Source organism: Streptomyces sp. NPDC031274 (assembly GCF_055570235.1).
Map to the genome: position 1 here is coordinate 227,481 of NZ_JBVIHP010000002.1, position 18,489 is coordinate 245,969.

General features: G+C 70.5%; 16 protein-coding genes. 12 read left to right on the forward strand and 4 right to left on the reverse strand.

Annotated features, from left to right (window positions below; genetic code table 11):
• The first annotated feature begins 11 nt into the window (after positions 1 to 11).
• The 6 genes from lat (at position 12) to ACZ5CR_RS03970 (ending at position 5,503) form a co-directional block, all read left to right on the forward strand.
• The gene (gene lat, locus ACZ5CR_RS03945; RefSeq protein WP_468853309.1) at positions 12 to 1,340 is read left to right on the forward strand and encodes an L-lysine 6-transaminase; all 1,329 of its coding nucleotides are present in this window, start codon (positions 12 to 14) and stop codon (positions 1,338 to 1,340) included.
• Positions 1,337 to 2,086, forward strand: coding sequence for a thioesterase II family protein (locus ACZ5CR_RS03950; RefSeq protein ID WP_468853311.1), 750 nt, complete (start codon positions 1,337 to 1,339; stop codon positions 2,084 to 2,086). The genes lat and ACZ5CR_RS03950 overlap by 4 nt, the downstream gene beginning before the upstream one ends.
• The gene (locus ACZ5CR_RS03955; protein ID WP_468853312.1) at positions 2,086 to 3,264 is read left to right on the forward strand and encodes an NAD(P)/FAD-dependent oxidoreductase; all 1,179 of its coding nucleotides are present in this window, start codon (positions 2,086 to 2,088) and stop codon (positions 3,262 to 3,264) included. Before ACZ5CR_RS03950 ends, ACZ5CR_RS03955 begins: the two co-directional genes overlap by 1 nt.
• 58 nt (positions 3,265 to 3,322) lie before the next feature.
• The gene (locus ACZ5CR_RS03960; protein ID WP_468853314.1) at positions 3,323 to 4,267 is read left to right on the forward strand and encodes a trypsin-like serine peptidase; all 945 of its coding nucleotides are present in this window, start codon (positions 3,323 to 3,325) and stop codon (positions 4,265 to 4,267) included.
• Positions 4,268 to 4,306: 39 nt separating this feature from the next.
• Positions 4,307 to 4,918, forward strand: coding sequence for a hypothetical protein (locus ACZ5CR_RS03965; protein ID WP_468853316.1), 612 nt, complete (start codon positions 4,307 to 4,309; stop codon positions 4,916 to 4,918).
• A gap of 99 nt (positions 4,919 to 5,017) precedes the next feature.
• Complete coding sequence (locus ACZ5CR_RS03970; protein WP_468853318.1) at positions 5,018 to 5,503, forward strand: phospholipase; 486 nt, start codon at positions 5,018 to 5,020, stop codon at positions 5,501 to 5,503.
• 142 nt (positions 5,504 to 5,645) lie between these two features.
• Here ACZ5CR_RS03970 and ACZ5CR_RS03975 read toward each other — a convergent pair whose 3' ends face one another.
• The 3 genes from ACZ5CR_RS03975 to ACZ5CR_RS03985 form a co-directional block, all read right to left on the reverse strand.
• A complete protein-coding gene (locus tag ACZ5CR_RS03975; RefSeq protein WP_468853319.1) occupies positions 5,646 to 6,245 on the reverse strand; it encodes a DUF4097 family beta strand repeat-containing protein in 600 nt (199 codons plus the stop codon).
• Positions 6,246 to 6,874: 629 nt separating this feature from the next.
• Positions 6,875 to 7,705 carry a PIG-L family deacetylase gene (locus ACZ5CR_RS03980; protein WP_468853321.1) on the reverse strand — a complete coding sequence of 277 codons (831 nt, stop codon included), beginning with the start codon at positions 7,703 to 7,705 and terminating at the stop codon, positions 6,875 to 6,877.
• Between the two features lie 319 nt (positions 7,706 to 8,024).
• Positions 8,025 to 10,022, reverse strand: coding sequence for a hypothetical protein (locus ACZ5CR_RS03985; RefSeq protein WP_468853322.1), 1,998 nt, complete (start codon positions 10,020 to 10,022; stop codon positions 8,025 to 8,027).
• 204 nt (positions 10,023 to 10,226) lie between these two features.
• Here ACZ5CR_RS03985 and ACZ5CR_RS03990 point away from each other — a divergent pair, with 204 nt between their 5' ends.
• A complete protein-coding gene (locus ACZ5CR_RS03990) occupies positions 10,227 to 11,189 on the forward strand; it encodes a phosphotransferase family protein (protein ID WP_468853323.1) in 963 nt (320 codons plus the stop codon).
• Positions 11,190 to 11,324: 135 nt separating this feature from the next.
• Here ACZ5CR_RS03990 and ACZ5CR_RS03995 read toward each other — a convergent pair whose 3' ends face one another.
• The gene (locus tag ACZ5CR_RS03995; RefSeq protein WP_468853324.1) at positions 11,325 to 12,605 is read right to left on the reverse strand and encodes a YeeE/YedE family protein; all 1,281 of its coding nucleotides are present in this window, start codon (positions 12,603 to 12,605) and stop codon (positions 11,325 to 11,327) included.
• Between the two features lie 763 nt (positions 12,606 to 13,368).
• On the opposite strand from ACZ5CR_RS03995, the gene ACZ5CR_RS04000 reads away from it, so the two are divergent.
• From ACZ5CR_RS04000 to ACZ5CR_RS04020, 5 genes are all read left to right on the forward strand, one after another.
• Entirely contained in the window at positions 13,369 to 13,521 is a 153-nt protein-coding gene (locus ACZ5CR_RS04000; RefSeq protein WP_202120919.1) for a hypothetical protein, read from the forward strand.
• Positions 13,522 to 13,599: 78 nt separating this feature from the next.
• A complete protein-coding gene (locus ACZ5CR_RS04005; RefSeq protein ID WP_468853325.1) occupies positions 13,600 to 14,826 on the forward strand; it encodes a hypothetical protein in 1,227 nt (408 codons plus the stop codon).
• 112 nt (positions 14,827 to 14,938) lie between these two features.
• Positions 14,939 to 15,487, forward strand: coding sequence for a glycine-rich domain-containing protein (locus tag ACZ5CR_RS04010; protein ID WP_468853328.1), 549 nt, complete (start codon positions 14,939 to 14,941; stop codon positions 15,485 to 15,487).
• Positions 15,484 to 16,758, forward strand: a complete 1,275-nt coding sequence (locus tag ACZ5CR_RS04015; protein WP_468853329.1) for an MFS transporter — start codon at positions 15,484 to 15,486, stop codon at positions 16,756 to 16,758. Before ACZ5CR_RS04010 ends, ACZ5CR_RS04015 begins: the two co-directional genes overlap by 4 nt.
• A gap of 33 nt (positions 16,759 to 16,791) precedes the next feature.
• A complete protein-coding gene (locus tag ACZ5CR_RS04020; RefSeq protein WP_468853330.1) occupies positions 16,792 to 18,441 on the forward strand; it encodes a flavin-containing monooxygenase in 1,650 nt (549 codons plus the stop codon).
• Positions 18,442 to 18,489: the final 48 nt, after the last annotated feature.

Here is an 18,489-nt window from a genome sequence, read left to right on the forward strand (position 1 = left end):
AGAAACACCCCATGAGCAACACCACGCTCGACTATCTCCGCACTCATGTCACCGGTGATTTCGCCGATGTCCTCGTGGACGTCCGTGCCAGCAACGGCTGCTGGCTGGTGGACGAGCGGGACGGCTCCCGCTACCTCGACATGTCGATGTTCTACGCGTCCGCTCCGCTGGGCCACAACCATCCAGGACTGCACGGCGACTCGGCACTCGACGAGGCTCTGCTCGCCGCCTCCCGCATGAAGCCGGCCAACCCCGACTTCGGCACCGGCGAGCAGATCAGGTTCGCCACCGCCTTCATGAAGGCGCTCGCCGCGGACGACATGCCGTACGTCTTCTTCATCGACGGCGGCGCGCTCGCCGTCGAGAACGCCCTGAAGGTCGCCTTCGACTGGAAGACCCAGCACAACGCGGCACGCGGCATCGCGGTGCGCGGATCGCGCGCCCTGCACCTGGAACTCGCCTTCCACGGCCGCACCGGCTACACCATGTCGCTGACCAACACCGACCCGTCCAAGATCCGGGACTTCCCGGTCTTCGACTGGCCGCGCATCCCCAGCCCGGCCGTGAACGACATGGACCGCTGGGACGAGCCGGACCTCCTGGACGAGGAGTTGCAGGCGCTCGCCGCCGCCGGGGCCGCCTTCCGCCGCTACCGCGACGAGATCGCCTGCTTCATCTTCGAGCCCATCCAGGGCGAGGGGGGCGACCGTCATCTGCGCCCGCAGTTCCTGACCGCCATGGCCGAGCTGTGCCGCACCCACGACGCCCTCTTCGTCGCGGACGAGGTGCAGTCCGGCTTCGGCCTCACCGGGGACCGCTGGGCCTGCGACACCCTCGGCCTGCAGCCCGACCTGATCGCCTTCGGCAAGAAGACCCAGGTGTGCGGCGTCCTCGGCGGCCGACGTGTCCTGGAGGTCGAGAACAACGCCTTCCGCGCATCGAGCCGCCTCAGCTCCACCTGGGGCGGCAACCTGACCGACATGGTCAGGGCCACCCGGATCCTGGAAGTCGTCGAGCGTGAGGGGCTCTTCACCGCGGCCCGCACCACCGGCGCGTATCTGCTCAAGGGGCTGCGCGAACTCGCCGCCGACCTTCCGGAACTCGTCAGCGCCCCGCGCGGTCGCGGCCTGATGTGCGCCATCACCCTGCCGGACCAGGAGGTGCGCAACCGGATCCTCGCGCGGGCCTTCGACAAGCACGGGGTGATCTTCCTCGGGTCCGGCGAGCGCGAACTGCGTCTGCGGCCGCCGCTTTCGGTGTCGGAGACCGAACTCGCCACCGCCCTGGAGGCGCTGCGCGACGTACTCAAGGAAGAGTCGGCAGCTGAGGAGCGATCATGAACCGAATAACCCGGCCGCACCCGCGCCCCTGGGCATCGCGTCGGCTGATCTGCCTCAGTTTCGCGGGTGGCGGCACCGTCGGATTCCGGCCCTGGGCCCGGAAATTGCCGGTCGACATAGAGCTGCGCGCCTTGTGCTACCCGGGCCGCGAGTCCCGGTTCGGCGACCAGATCGTCGGCGGCTGGCAGGGCCTGGTCGACGACTGCGTTTCGGCTCTCCAGAACGAGGTGCGTGCGCCCTACGTGCTCTATGGGCACAGCATGGGTGCGCTGGTCGCCTACGAGGCTGCCCGCGCGCTCCAGGCCCGGGGCGCCGAAGGGCCGGAGAGCCTGGTCCTCTCCGGGCACATCGCCCCGCAGAACTGGACCGGAACCCGCTCGGCCGCCCTGGCCGCCGCCCCGGACGACGATCTGGGGTCCTGGCTCGAGGCGACGGGCGGCGCCCCGCGCGCCGTGCTCGCCGACCCGGATCTGCGGTCTCTGGCCGTCGATCTGCTGCGCATGGACATGGCTGCCTACGCCTCCTACCGGTACGAGTCCGGGGAGCGGCTGCGGGCCGGCATCCACTTCATGGTGGGCGAGGCCGAGTTGAGCCCCTTGCACGAGGGCTGGGCGGACCTGACGGACGGGCCGTTCTCACAGGAGGTCCTGCCCGGCGGGCACTTCTTCACGCCGCAGGTATGGGGCGCGTTGCCACGCCACATGCCTGTCTTCGCCCCGGACGCCACCGCAGGGCTGGCCAGCTGATGGGGGTCGCAGAGCGCGCGCCGGAACTCCCCTCCGCCGCGGAGGTGGTGATCGTCGGCGGCGGCGTCATGGGCACCAGCATCGCCTTCCACCTCGCTGAGGCCGGTGTCCACGACGTGCTGCTCCTTGAGCGGGACGCGTTGGGATCGGGGTCCACGAGCAAAGCGGCGGGCGGTGTCCGCGCCCAGTTCTCGGATGCCGTCAACATCCGCCTCGGGGCCCGGAGTCTGGAGTTGTTCCAGGACTTCGGGCGCCGCCCGGGCCAGGAGATCGACCTGCACCGGGAGGGCTATCTCTTCCTGCTCACGCGAGCGGAGGACGTCGTCGCGTTCGAACGCAACGTAGCCGTGCAGAACGGACTCGGCGTGCCCAGCCGCATGCTGGACGCCGCCGAAGCCCGCGAGCTGTCCCCGCTGATCTCCACGGACGGCGTGCTGGCCGCGGCGTACTCGCCCGACGACGGCTACTGCTCACCGGAGTCGGTGGTGCTCGGGTACGCGACGGCCGCTCGACGGCTCGGCGCCCGTTTGGTGACGGGGTGTCAGGTCACTGGCGTGGAACGGGGAGTGACTGCTTCAGAAGCCACCCGGGTAGTCACCGACCGTGGCACGGTCACGGCGGACACCGTGATCTGCGCGGCCGGTGCCTGGTCGGCGGCGCTCGGGACGATGGCCGGGGTCGACCTTCCCGTGGTGCCCTACCGGCGCCAGATCCTCGTCACCGCGCCGTTGCCGGACGCACCCTCGCGCATCCCCATGACGATCGACTTCTCGACCAGCTTCTACTTCCACGGAGAGGGGCCGGGCGTGCTGATCGGCATGTCCGACCCCGATCAGGCCCCGGGGTTCGACCTGTCCCGTTCGGACACCTGGTTTCCCCGGCTCTCCGAGGCCATGTCCGTCCGAGCCCCGCAGCTCCTCGACGCGGACATCGCCACCGGGTGGGCCGGACTCTACGAAGTCACCCCCGACCACAACGCGCTCATCGGCGAGGCTCCGGGGCCGGGCCGGTTCCTGTACGCGACCGGCTTCTCCGGCCACGGCTTCCTGCAGGGACCGGCGGTGGGCGAGGTGATGCGCGATCTCTACCTGGGGCGCGAGCCGTTCGTCGACGTCTCGGCGCTGTCCGCCGAGCGGTTCGTCCACGACACGCCACGAAAGGAACTCAACTGTGTCTGAGGGTCACAGCAGTGCCCGGCCCCGGCCCGGCCCCCGCCGAAGAACCCGCCTGAGGGCCTTGCTGGCGGCCTTGGCCGTCGCCGCCTCCGGGCTCGTGGTCGGCTCGCCGGCCCAGGCGTCGACCCCCGGCGACCCGGGCGTCGTCAGCCGTGCCGCTGTGATCGATGTACCCGGCGCGCACGGCGGCACCGCCGCGCGGAAGCAACAGGCCCTCCTCGACTACTGGACGCCGGAGCGGGTGCGCCGCGCCACCGGCGAGGAGAAGGACGGGCCGCAGGCGGCGGCCACCGGCGAACGCGCCGATCCGCGCATCAGCGCCGCCGTGGACGGCCCGTACTCCACCGCCGTCGGCAAGCTCGTCTTCGAGCATGCCAACGGGAAGCCGGACTACTGCACCGCGACCGCTGTGGACAGCGATTCCGAGTTCCTCGTCCTGACGGCCGCCCACTGCCTCCACGAAGGGCCGGGCGGCACATGGATGAAGAACGTCGTCTTCATTCCGGCGCGCCAGGACGGCGGCGAGCCGTTCGGCAGGTTCACGGCCTGGAACATCGCCACGTCGCCGCTGTGGAGCAGCGGTACCGAGCCGGACTGGGAGCACGACTACGGCATGGTCATCACCAACGACAACGCCAAGGGCCAGACGGTGGTCGACGCGGCGGGCGGCTACCAGATCGTGCCTGACGCCCGCACGGGCGAGGAGGTCTCCGTCATGGGCTACTCGGGCCCGCCCTACGACGGTGAACACCAGGAATTCTGCGCGGACTTGATCGAACCCACCGTCCCGCCGCTGAACCTGTGGCAGGTGGAGTGCGCCAACATGACGCCGGGCTCCAGCGGTTCGCCCTGGCTTCTCGACTACGACTACGACACCGGATCCGGCTACATCGGCGGCCTCAACAGCATGTCCGACACCCGGGGCTTCATGGCGTCCCCGCGCTTCGACGCGAGGACGGGTGAGTTCGTCGCGCTCATGGAGCAGATGGCCGCCGCCCGGCCCTGATCGGCCCTGATTCCACGGCACGACTGGAGGTGCGACGCCATGGACGAGAGCGGATGCCGGTTGCCGTCCACCAACCCCGACGGCGGCTGGGCACGTGCGCATACGTTGCTGCCCGCGCCCGCGCTCGACCTCATGGCGCCGCCACCCGCGGTGACCCGCCCCATCGCCGTGGTCGAGCTGCGCACCCAGTGGCTCGACCCGCTCCCGCCCGGGAGGGAGCGGGACAGCCGCGCCGGACTGCGGCTGCTGCTGGCCGGTGCGCTGGGGGCCGCCGGGCCGGAATGCGTCGTGATCGACGACGGACCGTGCCCGTACTGCGGTGTCGTCCATGGCCGCACGGCGGCCGTGCGGCGTGGCGGCCATGCGACTCCCGTCCACTTCGCGTCCGTCGCGCACGGCGATCTGGCGGTCCACGCGCTGGCGGAGACCCCGGTCGGCCTCGGCCTCGCGATTCCCGCCGGACACGGCCGTGAGGCGCTGCTGGCTGCCCACAAGCCGGCCCGGCTCGCGGCGGCTGCCGGGGCTCTCGCCCGCGGTCCGTGCGCCGAGCCGCGAACGGCCGGTGTGGCACGGGCTGTTCGGTACGTCGACACGCCCCGGCAGTCCGGGTGTGTCGTGTCCGTCGTATGGCAAGAACACAACTGTCCCTGAACCTCTCGAACTCGCCCTGAACTCAGGTGAGTTAACACACCCCTTCGCTGTCCGTAGCGCTACCGATCACTACCGACAACTCCCACCGGAGGAAACCTCATGCGTCGTCTACTCTCCGCTCTCACCGTGAGCGCCGCTTCCCTCACCCTCGCGCTCGGAGTCGCTGCCGCGCCGGCTGCCGCCGTGCCGGCCGACAAAGCGAAGGTGCTCAGCAGCTGGTCCCAGACCGACGCGGGCAGCTACAACGCCTGGGTCGCGGCCCGTGCCAACCAGGGCGCGTGGAGCGAGTACAAGTTCAACTGGTCCACGGACTACTGCTCCTCGTCCCCCGACAACCCCTTCGGCTTCCCCTTCCAGACATCCTGTGCGCGGCACGACTTCGGCTACCGCAACTACAAGGAGGCGGGCACCTTCGACGCGAACAAGGCACGCATCGACAGCGCCTTCTACGCGGACCTGAAGAGAGTGTGCGCGGCCTACAGCGGCGCGAAGAAGACGTCGTGCGACGCGACCGCCTGGACGTACTACCAGGCGGTGGACAAGCTCGGCTTCTCCGCTGCCGTGGACAACGGGCTCGCTGCCTGATCTTCCGCGAGCGTGGCGGCCCACCCTGCACATGGGCGGCGGGTGTCCCGGCCGGGGCACCCGCCGTTCGCGTGCGGGGACGGGGCGCTTCATCACCATGCCGCGGCGAGCCATCCGGGAGAGTCAGGCACCGCCTGGGCGCTCACGAGGGATTGACGGAGATGTCTCCGTTGCCGCTGGTCAGTTCGATCCGGTGGTCGCCGGACGGATTGCTGCGGACGCCGATGTCCTTGTCCCCGTTGCCGGTCTTCACCGAGATCCGGTAGCTGCTGTCGGGCAGATTGAGTGTCAACTCTCCATTTGAGGTCTTGGCGCGGATGTCCTGCGCCTTTCCGGGGGCCAGGTCGATCTCGCCGTTGGAGGTCTCTGCGTCGATCCGGCTGCCCCGAAGGTCCTTCCCGTTGATGTTTCCGTTGGAGGTCCGGGCCTTCACCTCTCCCGCTGCTCCTTCCAACGTGATGTCGCCCGAGTCGGTCCTCAGGTCCACTGGTCCCACGTCGGACAGATCGGCGTCGCCCCTCGACGTCTCTCCGTCGACCGCCACCTTGGCGGGCACCTCCACCGTGTAGTCCACCTTGCAGTCGTCGCCGCAGCCCTCAAGGGTCAACCGCCCCCCATCGACCCGATGGGTCGAGCCATCGGGTTTGTCCCCGTGATACGTGATCTCGCGGTGCACGGAGATCTTGTCGAGGCCCTTTCGGCCGCGGAGTGTGACGCTGCCGGTGCCCGTGTCCAGCCGCACCGATGTGATCCGCTCCTTCAGCGACGCGTCGTCTTCGAAGGTCTCCCCGGGCCCGCAAGCGCTGAGCCCTGTTGCAGCCAACCCGCCTGCGAGGACAACCCAGAGTGGGCGTAGGCGCATCGTCATGTCGGTGACTCCAAGTCCTTGAACGGTGGCGGTCAGCCATGAAGCTAGCGGCGTCCGACAGCTCGCGGCGACAGTGCTACCCCCACCTTTCGACCACCGGCTACCCCGTGTACGGCCCGACGTCCCGCAGGTCGGCGGAACCGGGCAGCCACCTCGAAAGACTGAACAACAAGGACTGAATAACAAGGACTGAGCAACAGTGCGAAGCCCTACCGGGGCGCCCCCGGCCGTACGACAGCGTCGGCCTTCAGGACCACGATCAGGTCCTGAAGGCCGACGTCACGCACTGGCCCGGAGCGGCCGCGGTCAGCGCCGGTCGGGCGATCCGGACGGCGGCATGGATTCGCCGAGCGGCACGACGTTGAAGTATTCCCCGATGCGGTCGATGAGGCCGCCGTCGAACCGGAAGTACATCGCCGCATGCACCCTCGGGCGTGCGGCCCGCTGGATCGCGCCCGTGCGGCCGATGAGCAGTCCCGGGCCCCGGCCTGACGGGCGGCGGCTCAGCGCAGTCCGGCGAAGAGATCGTCCTCGGACGCGGGCGCGCCGGTGGCGTCCTTGACCCGTACGAAGGTCTCCATGCCCATCAACTCGCCGAACCTCTCCTTGCCCATCTTGAGGAAGAAGATGTTCTCGCCCTGGCTGGCGTGTGCGGCCAGCGCATCGAACTTCTGACCGCTGAACGCGGTGGTGTCCACCCACGTGGTGATCTCGTCGTCGGGGAGGCCGATCTCGGCCAGCGCGGCGGCCTCGGCAGGATCCGGTTCCGGCATGTCCCCGAGCTCGCGCATGGTCTCCCCGAACTTCTGCATCGCCGAGCGGGGCATCGTCGTCCAGTACACCTTCGGTGTCAGCGCGGTCATCTCCAGCGCCGCCATCGTGATGCGGTGGGCCTGGATGTGGTCGGGGTGGCCGTAAAAGCCGTTCTCGTCGTAGGTGACGACCACATCGGGCCGGTAGTGCCGCATGAGTTCGGCGAGTCGGGCGGCGCCTTCCTCCACGGGGGTACGCCAGAAAGATCCGGGGGCGTCATTGCTCGGCCAGCCGATCATCCCGGAGTCGGCGTAGTCCAGCATCTCCAGATCGCTGACCTTCAGGACCTCACAGCTCGCCTCGAGTTCCTGACGGCGCATCAAGGCGACGGCCGCCGGATCATGCCCGGGCTCGCCCGGCTTGACACCTCCCGGTCCGTCACCGCAACCGCCGTCGGTACACGTCACGAGAACCGTACGGATTCCTTCCGCGGCGTACCGCGCGAGGATTCCTCCGGTTCCGGTGGCCTCGTCGTCGGGGTGGGCGTGTACTGCCATGAGCGTCAAGGGCCGGTCAGTCATAAAACAGTCCTCCTGCAGGAATACGTCTTGGTCCGAGTGCGTGGCGGGTGTAGCGAGAGCCCGGATCCCGGCGGGCGGACGACCTGGCGGTCTCCGTACTCCCGCCCGTGCGGCGCCGGTGCCTCGGTCGATGCAACCGTGTGGGCCGGACCGGATGTTCCCGGCGTGGCCGCCCGGTTTCGCGCGGCCACCGCTCGCGCCGGGCGGGGCGGGCCCCGGCCTGCCTCTCCTCCACGTATGTGGCGACCGCGACGCAGGCATCCCGCCCCGCGTGTCGACACGCGGGCGAGGTGTACGGGGCGTCCCTCCGGCCCGGTCGTCAGGGCAGGGCGAGGACGTCGTCGATCGCGGACCGGATCTCCTCGTCCCGCATGAACGCGCGGTAGTCCCGGTGCGTCGACAGCCGCCGGTCGGATCCCCGCGCCGTACGCAGAGTTGCCCGCGCCACCGGCGAGACTGTGCCGATCCTGGCGAGGGCGCGCAGCGCGTCGAGGAAGTACGAGCCGTAGGCGTCGCCGCCATCGGCGAGAGGAAGGAGGTACTCCTCGATGACGGATCGAGTCGGCTCCGGCTCGCCGGTGATCGACCACAGTGCCACCGCCGCACGCAGCCGCAGCCAGCTGTCACCGTGCTCCATCACATGCCGCACCCGGTCGGCATGGCGCGCGGCCGCCGGTCCGAAATCGCCGAGGAAGCCCACGGGACCGTACAGCGGTCCCTCCGCGGTCAGCACCGCCTCACCGATGAGTTGAAGTGCCTCGTCGCGGTCGCCGCCCAGGCGCCAGGCCGCCCACGCCACCTTGTGGTGATTGCCTGGGTGGTCAAGGACCGTGCAGCGGCGCACCGCGGGCTCGGCTGACTCGGCAGCCGGTCCCATCGCCACCAGCGCGTCGACGGCGTGCAGCGAGTAACGGGTGTCGTCCAGCAGGGCCACCACTTCCGGCAGCGCGGGCGCCGCGGGTGGCCCCCACGCGGTGAGGACGGCCAGGAAGCAGCAGGTCAGCAAGCCGTCCACGCCGTCGTCCCGGAGCAGCTTCCGCACCGCGGGCAGCAGGGCCCGCGCGTGCCCCCGCAGTGGGGTCAGGACGTCCTCGACCTCTGGCAGGCGGGGTTCGCCCAAGACGTACGCGCGTGAGTACTGGCCCCGGTAGGGCGCGTACAGCCGCTCGACAAGGCCGGGCAGGGCGCGCTCGTCGCCGATGCGGGTCAGGGCCCAGCGAGCGTGGTCGCCGACGGTCCCCTCAAGGAACTCGGCCTCGCCCGGGTCGTCGAGGAGCGCGGCCAACTCGTCCGCGTACGGAGCCGCCCGCGCACCCAGTACGGCCAGCAGATGTGCTGCCCGGTACCGTACGCCGTCGTCCGGCTCCGCGAGCAGCGCGCCCGCGAGCGGCAACAGCGCGGACGCCGCGGACGGACGGACCACCAGCAGCTGCCACCCCTCGTCCAACGCGGCGCGGCACAGCAGGGTGTCCCCGTTGTGGCGCGCCGCACCGATGAGCCGCACGACGAAGGCGAGTGCCGTCCGCGGAGCGCCCTCGAACAGGTGGGCCGTCCAGGAGACGACATCCTCACGGGTGAAGACAGCGTCGACGTCCGGCACGTACCAGATCGCCTCGAACTGCGGACGCGTGGCTGGGTCGGACAGAGCCTCCACCAGCAGGTCCAGTTCACGGACCGCCGCCTGGGGATCGAACGCTGCCCAGGCGTGCACGGCCGCGACCCGCATGACGGGACCGTCCGTCCGCAGGGCCTCGGCCACCACCGCCCGCACCCGGTCCACCTGCCCGGTGTGGGCGGAGCCGGCTGCGGCGGTCCCCAGCGCGAGCAGCACGGGCAGCCGCACCGTCGGGTCCGTCTCGGTGTGCCACCGCTCCAGCAGCACGCCGACATTCTCTGCGAGGGGCAGGGCTTCCCTGCGCGCCTCGGGCAGGGGGTCCGCGAGCAGCGCACTGACCTGGGGGCGCTGGAGCCGCCATTGCTCGTGCCACCCCGCGTCCACCAGGTCCGGGTCGGCTTCGGCCGCCGTCTCGGACAAGCTCGTCAGTAGCTGGACGAGTGTGACCCGGGCGCCCATGTCCGGATCGCCGACGAGGGCAACGACGAACGGCAGCAAGGCAGTTGCGACGGAAGTCACGCGTCCGGTGCCCAGCGCGAAGCAGTCGTACAGGGAATAGCAGTCTTCCTCGGTCGCCGCCGCGCCCTTGAGTGCCAGGCCACGCAGCGCTCTCCGCACCTCTTTGGGAGGGTGGTGCGCGAGCGCCGACTCCAGCCGCTCCCACGGCAGATCGTCCAACGCCTCAAGCGCTGTTCCCGCCACTCATGCCCCCATGATCTCGCGAATCGGATACCCGACTCCCGGCTCCCCGATTCCCCGACGGACATCCTGTCATCGCAAGGCGGCCTCGGTTGGATCGCTGGACCGGGTGCCCGGCTTCGCGGGCTTCCTCCGCCAGGACCTCGGCGCTGGTGCCGCCTCCTAAATGACTTTCGTGCGCAGCTGTCCGGATGATGAGGTGGCACCGTGAGCAACCACGATGAGGCGGTGGCTGTCCGGCCGTTGACCCTGGCTTGGGTGAGTCGGCACCTGGAGGTCGGTGAACGGGTCGTCAGAACCGAGGCCCTGCACGGAGGCATCACGGCCGAAATGCGACGGCTGACCGTCGCCACACGGGACGGTGGCACCCGGTACGTGGTGCTGCGGAGCTTCGTCGACCCGTTCTACGTGAGGCAGGCCGAGGACTGGCTGAACCGGGAGGCGGGCGCGCTGACCCTGCTCGCGGGGAGCGGTGTGTCGGCTCCTGGGCTGATCGCGGTTGACCTGACCGCCGCGCATTGCGAGTATCCGTCGCTTCTGATGACACATCTGGAGGGCCGGACGGTCCTCGATGACGAGGGAGTGGAGAGACGCGTTCCTGCGCTGGCTCGTCAGCTCGTGGCGATCCACGCGCTGCGGCCCGCGACACGGCCCCGGAAGTATGTGGCGTTGACGACTGCCGACACGGTCGTGGTGCCGAAGGGCGCCGACGCGGCGGCATGGGCCTCGGCGATCGAGGTGATCCGCAAGCCCACACCGCCCTACGAAGGGCGATTCCTGCACCGGGACTTCCAGCCCGGCAACGTGCTGTTCGACGTGCCGCCTTCAGAGCCGGGCGGTGCCCGGATCGCCGGAGTCGTCGACTGGGCGGCGACCTCCTGGGGCCCCGCGGATCTCGATGTGGCGCACTGCTCCACCAATCTGGCGCTGCTGCACGGCCCGGCGTGGGGTCTACGGTTCGCTGAGGCGTATGAGGAGGCCGGCGGGGTGCTGGCCGCGGCCGCGAGCGAGCGGCTGTACTGGCAGGTGCGGGACGCGTTGGCGTTCTCGGAAGAAGTGCAGTGGGTGGCGCGGCCGTGGCGTGAGGCAGGCAGGGCAGAGCTGACGACACGCGCCGTGGGGGAGCGGCTGGATGCCTATGTCACCGCTCTGATGGACGCTCTGGGCTGAGCCGAGGCAGGTGGTCCGGGTCGCTCGAACCCGTGGCCTGGTCCACCGTGTACGTGCTCAGCCCGGTCCCCACCGCGTACGAACTCAGCCCGGTCCACCGCGTACGCACCCCACGAGGTGGGGTGCGTCGAAGAGTCAGCAGACGCTGTCCGTCGGCTTCGGGTTGCCCAGGCCGAACAGCGGGCGCAGGCGCAGGCCGGCCCAGGTGCCGAGGATGGCTACGACGGCCCAGATCCAGCCGTGCAGGGAGCCGGAGGCGATGCCGGCGAGGTAGGCGCCGATGTTGCAGCCACCCGCGAGACGGGCGCCGACGCCCATCAGAATGCCGCCGATGACCGCGGCGAGCGCGGTGCGGGCGGGGATGTCGCGGTGCAGCTGCCACACGCCGCCGGCGGCCGCGGCGACGGCCGCGCCGACCATGATGCCGATGTCGGTGAGGCTGTTCTTGTCGGCGAGGACCGGCCCCGACAGCTGGGCCGCGCTATCGGGCTTCTGCCAGAAAGCCCAGGCCTCAGGGGCGCCGCCGAGTACGCCCACGACCTTCGAGCCCCACAGGGCGAACGCGCTGGTGACGCCCCAGGCGCCGCCCGATACGAGCAGCACGCCGGCGCCGAGCACCGCAAGGACCACGGCGCCCGCGGCCAGCGGCCAGGAGCCCCGCACCGTACGGCGCAGGGCACCGCGCGCCGACGGCGGTGTGCCGACCGGCGGGGGAGTGCGGCGGGCCTGCACGGCGCGGGCGATGAACCAGATCACGGCGAGCGCCACGATCGTCACCGCCCAGGAGCCGAACCAGCCGACGTGGTCGGAGAGCACATACGGATCGAGCGCGGGCAGATCGTTCCAGAGGCCGAACTGCCAGGCGGCGAGCGTGGAGCCGGTGATGAAGCCGAGGAGGGTGAGCACGATGGTGCCCTGGCCGGAACCGACGGCGAAGAGGGTCCCGGAGGCGCAGGCGCCGCCGAGCTGCATGCCGATGGCGAAGAGGAAGGCGCCGATGAGCAGCGCCACTCCGATCGGCCCCGCACTGGGTGCGGGTACCGAACCGAACAGGCCGCTGCCGGTGCCGATGATCAGGGCGAAGAGCGTCGCGGTGGTGCCGAGCAGCAGGGTGTGGGCGCGCAGTCCGGTGCCGTTGCCGACGGCCACCAGCTGCCGCCAGGCGGAGGTGAAGCCGAACCGGGAGTGGAACAGGGCGAACCCGAGTCCGATGCCGAGCAGCAGCAGGACGCCGGGCTTGGCCCCGTGCTCCGCGAAGACGTAGCCGGTGAGCGCGACGCCGATGGCGCCCGCGACCGCCAGCGGTATCCGCCGGACCGGTGGCAAGGCCTCGCTCGGAGGGGCCGGGGCAGAGGTGGGGGCAGGGGCGAGCAGGGCGGACCGGGGCGGCGCCCCGGCATCGGCAGCGGTGGTCAAGGGGGTCTCCGGGAACGGCAGAGGGGATCGGACAGGCGGTGCTCGCGTGAGCGCGGAGCGAGGCGTCAGCGGCGACAGAGCGCGTCGTCGACGCTCCACGGCGTGGCCGCGAAGAGCGCGAGAGCGAGCTGACGTGCGGGTCCGAACATGCGCATCACCTTAGGCATCCCGCAGAGATCCTGGAACGCCGTCTCACATAGAGAGCATGGGAACGAGACGGCGGGGTGGATCGGATGGATTGGATCGACCTCCGAGCCGGGCCTGTCCCGTCCGAGCCAGGCCTGTCCCGTCCGAGCCGGTCCGGTCCGAGCCGGTCTGAGCCGAGCGGGAGCGTGAGCGCCGTGCTGCCGAGGGCCCTCCGCCCGGTCGGCGTGGTCAGGCGACGCGGGCTCTGCCGACGCGAGTATCTGCGCGGTGCTCGCGACTGCTGACAACTGCTCGCGACTGCCCATCCGGCGGCCGGACGCAGGCAGTCAAGCCACGTCGATCCGGCGGATCGATCTGACGGAAGACGCGACCGATCTCAGGATTACCGCACTCCGGAGTTCGAAATCGCAGGTGAAAGGCGCGTCGGGAGGTCGCTCGCGACGGATCGCCTCGCTGTTCCCCTATTCGTTCGAGAGATTCGAGTAACCATTTCGCGCCACTCGGCTTGACCATCCCTTGACACGCGATTGACCATGTCTTTACCTTCGATCGACGGTCGATGAAGATCCATTTCGTTGCCCGTTCCGCATTTCCCAGGCACTTGAGGAGGTCCGTCATGGACAAGCTGATCAAGCAGATGACCCAGGACACCAACTGGTCGAAGTGGGTGGCCGCCAACTCGGCGCAGGGCGCCAAGGACGGCTGCATCAGCGCCACCCCGAAGGCCGGCTGCATCAGCGTCGCCGGCAAGAGCGGCTGTATCTCCTGACCCGCATCCCCCCACGCCGGGGTCGCCGCCGTCCCTTCTCGGCGGCGGCCCCGGCCCTCCCGCCCTCACGGAGAACACATGAGCCCGCTGCCAAGCCCGCACGTCGTCGACCGGGTCCGGGACATCCCGATCTACCGCGCGTCCGTCGCCCGGCGGGATTTCCCGATCCTGGAGAAGCCCGAGATCGCCCGTGGCTTCCCGGACAACTGGATGACGCCGGACCTCGCCGCGGCCCTGGAGTCGGGCGAGGCGGAGTTCGTCCTGTCGACCGGCACCAACCACGCCAGGATGCAGCTGATCCGGCCGCCGTACTTCCTGCTCCGCTCGTACTACCGGCTCTGGAGCGAACACCCCGACCTGCGCGCCACCTGGGAGGCGGGCGCCAAGCGCATCTCCCTGACCACCGTGCTCGCCACCGAGCACGTCGCCCGCGTCAACGCCAAGAACCCGGGCGCCACCCCGGGAGAGCGCTGGCTCGACGACCGCACGCTCTACCTCAACAACACCCTCGACCCGGCCGACTGGGACCGGGTAGAGGTCCGCCGCATGCTCGCCGAGATCCGCGAGGTCAGCGACGCCCACCCCACCGGCACCTACCATCTGGACTGCTCGGGCTATCACCTCGCCCACCTCGTACAGAAGGTGGACGCCTGGGGGCTCTGGGACGAGTTCCCGCAGCCGGGCAGCATCGTCCACGCCTACGAGTACACGCCGCTGAACGTACGGGCCCTGCTGCACCGGCACTTCGACTGCCCCGTCGTGGACCTCTTCGGCAGCACCGAACTGGGCTATCTCTTCTCCAGCGACCCCGAGACCGGCCGCTACCGGCCGCACCTGGACGACATGAGCGTCGAGCTCATCCCCGTCGCCCCCGGCAGCGGCATCCACTGCCTCATCGTCACCAGCCTGCGCAACCCCTTCATGCCGCTCGTGCGCTACCGCTCCGGCGACTGTGTGCGCACCTTCGACGGCTCCACCGACCCCGAGCGCATCGCGGCCTTCTGCGGCCGGGAGAAGGAACTGCTCGACGCGCCGGGCGGACCGGTCGCCCAAGCCGACCTCGACGCCCGCGTCCACGACGCGTCCGACCGCGTCTTCCTCGCCCAACTGCGCCTGTCCGAGACGTCCGACGACGTCACCCTGCGCTACTCGACCTTCGACGGCACCCCGCTCGACGCGGCTCCGGCCGAGCACCTCGAAGGGCTCGTCGGGGAACTCACCGGTCGCCCCTGCACCCTGGAGCACCGGACCGACCTGCCGATCGGCCGTTCCGGCAAATATGTCTGGCTGGCGCGTCCCTCCTGACCGGCGGCGGTCAGGAGGGACGCGGTGCGGCCGCCCGCACCGGGCAGACCGGTCCCTCCGATCCGCCTCCACCGACTACCGTCCCCCTCACGCCCGAACAGGACTCCGCCTCGTGACCACCTCAGCCACGTCAGCAGTTCCCGCCCCCACCGCTGAAGACCTCCTGGGCAGCGCGCTGCACGGGGAGGTCGTCGCGTACTTCACCGCGAAGACGGGACACCAACGCACCCATGTCGAGCACCAGGTGCGCGAATGTCTGCGCTACCTGTACCTGGTCTCCCGCCACCCCGACCGGCTCGGCGGCCTTTTCCTGCCGGTGGAGCAGGAGATCGACGAGATCTGGCACTTCCTCATCCTGCAGACCCGCGAATACCGGGAGCTGTGCGAACAGCGCCTGCCCGGAGGGGACTTCATCCACCACCGCAGCATCGCCTACACCGACTACCAGGACGGTGACCAGGGTGGCGGCCGGGCCGACGAGGGACGCCGGGTCGCGGCCGAGGAAGCCCTGCGCTGGATTCCGTTCTACGCCGCCGCGTTCGGCCCGTTCGACGAGGACGCGCTCCCGCACTGGACCATCGTCCGCTTCCTCCACCAGGAGATGGACATGAGCCTGGCCGAGATCTCCGCCCTGGACCCCTCCGACGGGCCCACGGCGTGACAACGGCGGCCCGCACCCCGCAGTTCGCCGGACCCGAGGTGCAACGCCGCATCCTGACCGTACTCGTCGCCTCGCAGGCGCTCGGCGGCGCCGGAATGGCCGCGGGCATCACCGTCGGCGCGCTGCTCGCACAGGATCTCCTCGGCTCCACCGGCCTCGCCGGACTGCCCGTGGCCCTGTTCACCGCGGGAGGCGCGCTCGGTGCCCTGCTCATCGGCCGGATCTCCGAACGGTGGGGCCGCCGCCCCGGGCTCGCCCTCGGGCACGCGGCCGCCGCCCTGGGCAGCATCGGCGTGATCGTCGCCGCCTGGTCCCGCACCGTGCCCCTGCTCCTGTTCGCCCTCTTCGTGTACGGCGCAGGCACGGTCACCGGCCTGCTCGCCCGGTACGCCGGAACCGACCTCGCACCGCCCGACAAACGCGGTCGCGCCACCGGCACCGTGCTCCTCGCCACCACGCTCGGCGCGGTGGCAGGACCCGCCCTGGTCGGCCCCACCGGAACCCTGGCCGACTCCCTCGGTCTGCCCCGCCTCACCGGCCCTTTCCTCCTCGCCGCCGTCGCCTACACGGCCGCCGCCCTCGTCATCGCCCTCTGGCTGCGCCCCGACCCGCTCCTGCTCGCCCGGAGCCGACAGCACCAGGACGCCGCAGGGCCGAAGGCGGGCGAGCAGCGCGTACGCCGTATCGGACCCGGGGTCGTCACCGGCGCGGCCGTGATGATCAGCGGGCAGCTCGTGATGATCGCCATCATGACGATGACCCCGGTGCACCTCACCCACCACGGGCACAGCACACAGCTGGCCGGGGTCGTGATCGGCCTGCACGTGGGCGCCATGTTCCTGCCCTCTCCCCTGACCGGCCTCGTGGTGGACCGGCTCGGGAGCCTGCCCGTGGCCGCGTCCTCCGGAGGCGTACTGCTCACCGCCGGGCTCCTGGCCGCCCTCGCGCCGCCCACCGGCGCGGTGGGAACCGCCCTGCTCGCCACCGCGATGGTGCTGCTCGGCATCGGCTGGAACATGGCGCTCGTCAGCGGCACCGCGATGGTCGCGGAAGCCGCACCCGCCGAGGCACGCGCCTCCACACAGGGTCTTGTCGACGTGGGGATGTCGCTCGCCGGAGCCACCGGCGGCATGGTCTCCGGCCTCGTCGTGGCAGGGGGCAGTTACCCGCTGCTTGCCGTCTGCGGGGGAGTGCTCGCGCTCACCGTCATCCCCCTCACGGCCCGCGCCGCCCGCCCTCGGCACACCGCCCCACGCCCGACCGCGAGTTGACGCACCCCCTCAGTGACCCGTCAGGAGAACGGCATGCCCAGCGTCCCCCCGCCCTTGCCCCCATCCCCACCCACCGTCCCGCAGCTCGACGCCGTCGTGGTCGGGGCGGGCTTCTCCGGCCTGTACCAGCTGTACCGCCTGCGCGAACTGGGCCTTTCGGTCCGCGTCCTGGAGGCGTGCGACGACATCGGCGGTACGTGGCACCGCAACCGCTACCCCGGCGCGCGCTGCGACGTCGAGAGCACGTCGTACTCCTACTCCTTCTCGCCCGAACTGGACCAGGAGTGGGAGTGGAGCGAGCGGTACGCGACGCAGCCGGAGCTCCTGCGCTACCTCCACCACGTCGCCGACCGCTTCGGGCTGCGTGCGGACATCACGCTGCGCACCCGCGTGACACGTGCGGAGTACGACGAGGACGACCACCTCTGGCAGGTCACCACCGACACCGGGGAGACGCTCACCACCCGGTTCGTCATCCTGGCCACCGGCTGCATGTCGGCCGTCAAGGAACCGGACATCCCCGGCGCCGCCGCCTTCGAGGGCCGGGCCCTGCACACCGCCGACTGGCCGCACGAGGGCGTCGACCTCACCGGCAGGCGGGTCGCGGTGATCGGCACCGGCTGCTCCGGCGTCCAGGCCATCCCGCTCATCGCCGAGCAGGCCGCCGCCCTCACCGTCTTCCAGCGGACCCCGGTGTACGCGCTCCCCGCCCACAACCGTCCGCTGTCCGCCGAGGAGAACGCCGAACTGAAGGCACGCTACCCGCAGTTCCGGACCGCCCAGCGGCAGTCCAGGGGCGGCACCGTCTTCGAGCCGCCCACCCGGTCCGCCCTGGAGGCCGACGACGCCGAGCGCACCGCCACCTATGCGGCTGCCTGGGAGTCCGGCCTGCTCAGCGGCCTGCTGCGAACGTACAACGACATCCTCGTCGACGCGGCCGCCAACGAGACCGTCGCCGAGTTCGTCCGCTCCAAGATCCGCACGATCGTCAGCGACCCCGATACGGCCGAGACGCTGTCACCGCGCGGCCTGCCCTACGGCACCAAACGTCCCTGCCTGGACACCGGCTACTACGCCACGTACAACAAGCCGCACGTCGACGTCGTGGACCTCGCCAGGACCCCGATCGTGGAGATCACACCGAGCGGCATCAGAACCTCGGAGCGGGACCACGCCGTCGACGTGATCGTCTTCGCCACCGGCTTCGACGCCATGACCGGCTCACAGGTCGCCATCGACATCGTCGGCAAGGGCGGCACCACACTCCAGGAGAAGTGGGCCGAAGGACCTCGCAACCATCTGGGCCTCCTGTCGTCCGGCTTCCCCAACCTCTTCACCGTGATCGGCCCGCTGAGTCCGTCCGTGCTGAGCAACGCGGTGGTGGCCATCGAGCAGCACGTGGAGTGGATCACCGACTGCATCGCACACCTGCGAGAGGGCGGCCTGACCGAGATCGACGCCACCGCGGACGCCGAGGAGAAGTGGTGCGACCACGTCGCCGACCTCGCCGATCTGACGCTCTACCCGGCCGTCGCCTCCTGGTACACAGGAGCGAACGTGCCGGACAAACCCCGGGTGTTCCTGGCCTACACCGGAGGCCTTGACCGGTACCGGGCACAGTGCGACGCCGCCGCCCTGGACGGATACCGCGGGTTCGTCCTGACCGGCTCAGGGGTTCGGTAGCTCCGCGTCGGTCGCATGCGTGCCCCCGTTGTCGGCTGTTCGCTAATA

Excerpts from the sequence above, each read along its gene's own strand:
- ACZ5CR_RS04020 (WP_468853330.1), top strand. The coding sequence starts at position 16,792 with ATGCCCAGCGTCCCCCCGCCCTTGCCCCCATCCCCACCCACCGTCCCG.
- ACZ5CR_RS03970 (WP_468853318.1), top strand. The coding sequence starts at position 5,018 with ATGCGTCGTCTACTCTCCGCTCTCACCGTGAGCGCCGCTTCCCTCACC.
- ACZ5CR_RS03950 (WP_468853311.1), top strand. The coding sequence starts at position 1,337 with ATGAACCGAATAACCCGGCCGCACCCGCGCCCCTGGGCATCGCGTCGG.
- ACZ5CR_RS04000 (WP_202120919.1), top strand. The coding sequence starts at position 13,369 with ATGGACAAGCTGATCAAGCAGATGACCCAGGACACCAACTGGTCGAAG.
- lat (WP_468853309.1), top strand. The coding sequence starts at position 12 with ATGAGCAACACCACGCTCGACTATCTCCGCACTCATGTCACCGGTGAT.
- ACZ5CR_RS03980 (WP_468853321.1), bottom strand. The coding sequence starts at position 7,705 with ATGACTGACCGGCCCTTGACGCTCATGGCAGTACACGCCCACCCCGAC.
- ACZ5CR_RS03955 (WP_468853312.1), top strand. The coding sequence starts at position 2,086 with ATGGGGGTCGCAGAGCGCGCGCCGGAACTCCCCTCCGCCGCGGAGGTG.
- ACZ5CR_RS03965 (WP_468853316.1), top strand. The coding sequence starts at position 4,307 with ATGGACGAGAGCGGATGCCGGTTGCCGTCCACCAACCCCGACGGCGGC.
- ACZ5CR_RS04005 (WP_468853325.1), top strand. The coding sequence starts at position 13,600 with ATGAGCCCGCTGCCAAGCCCGCACGTCGTCGACCGGGTCCGGGACATC.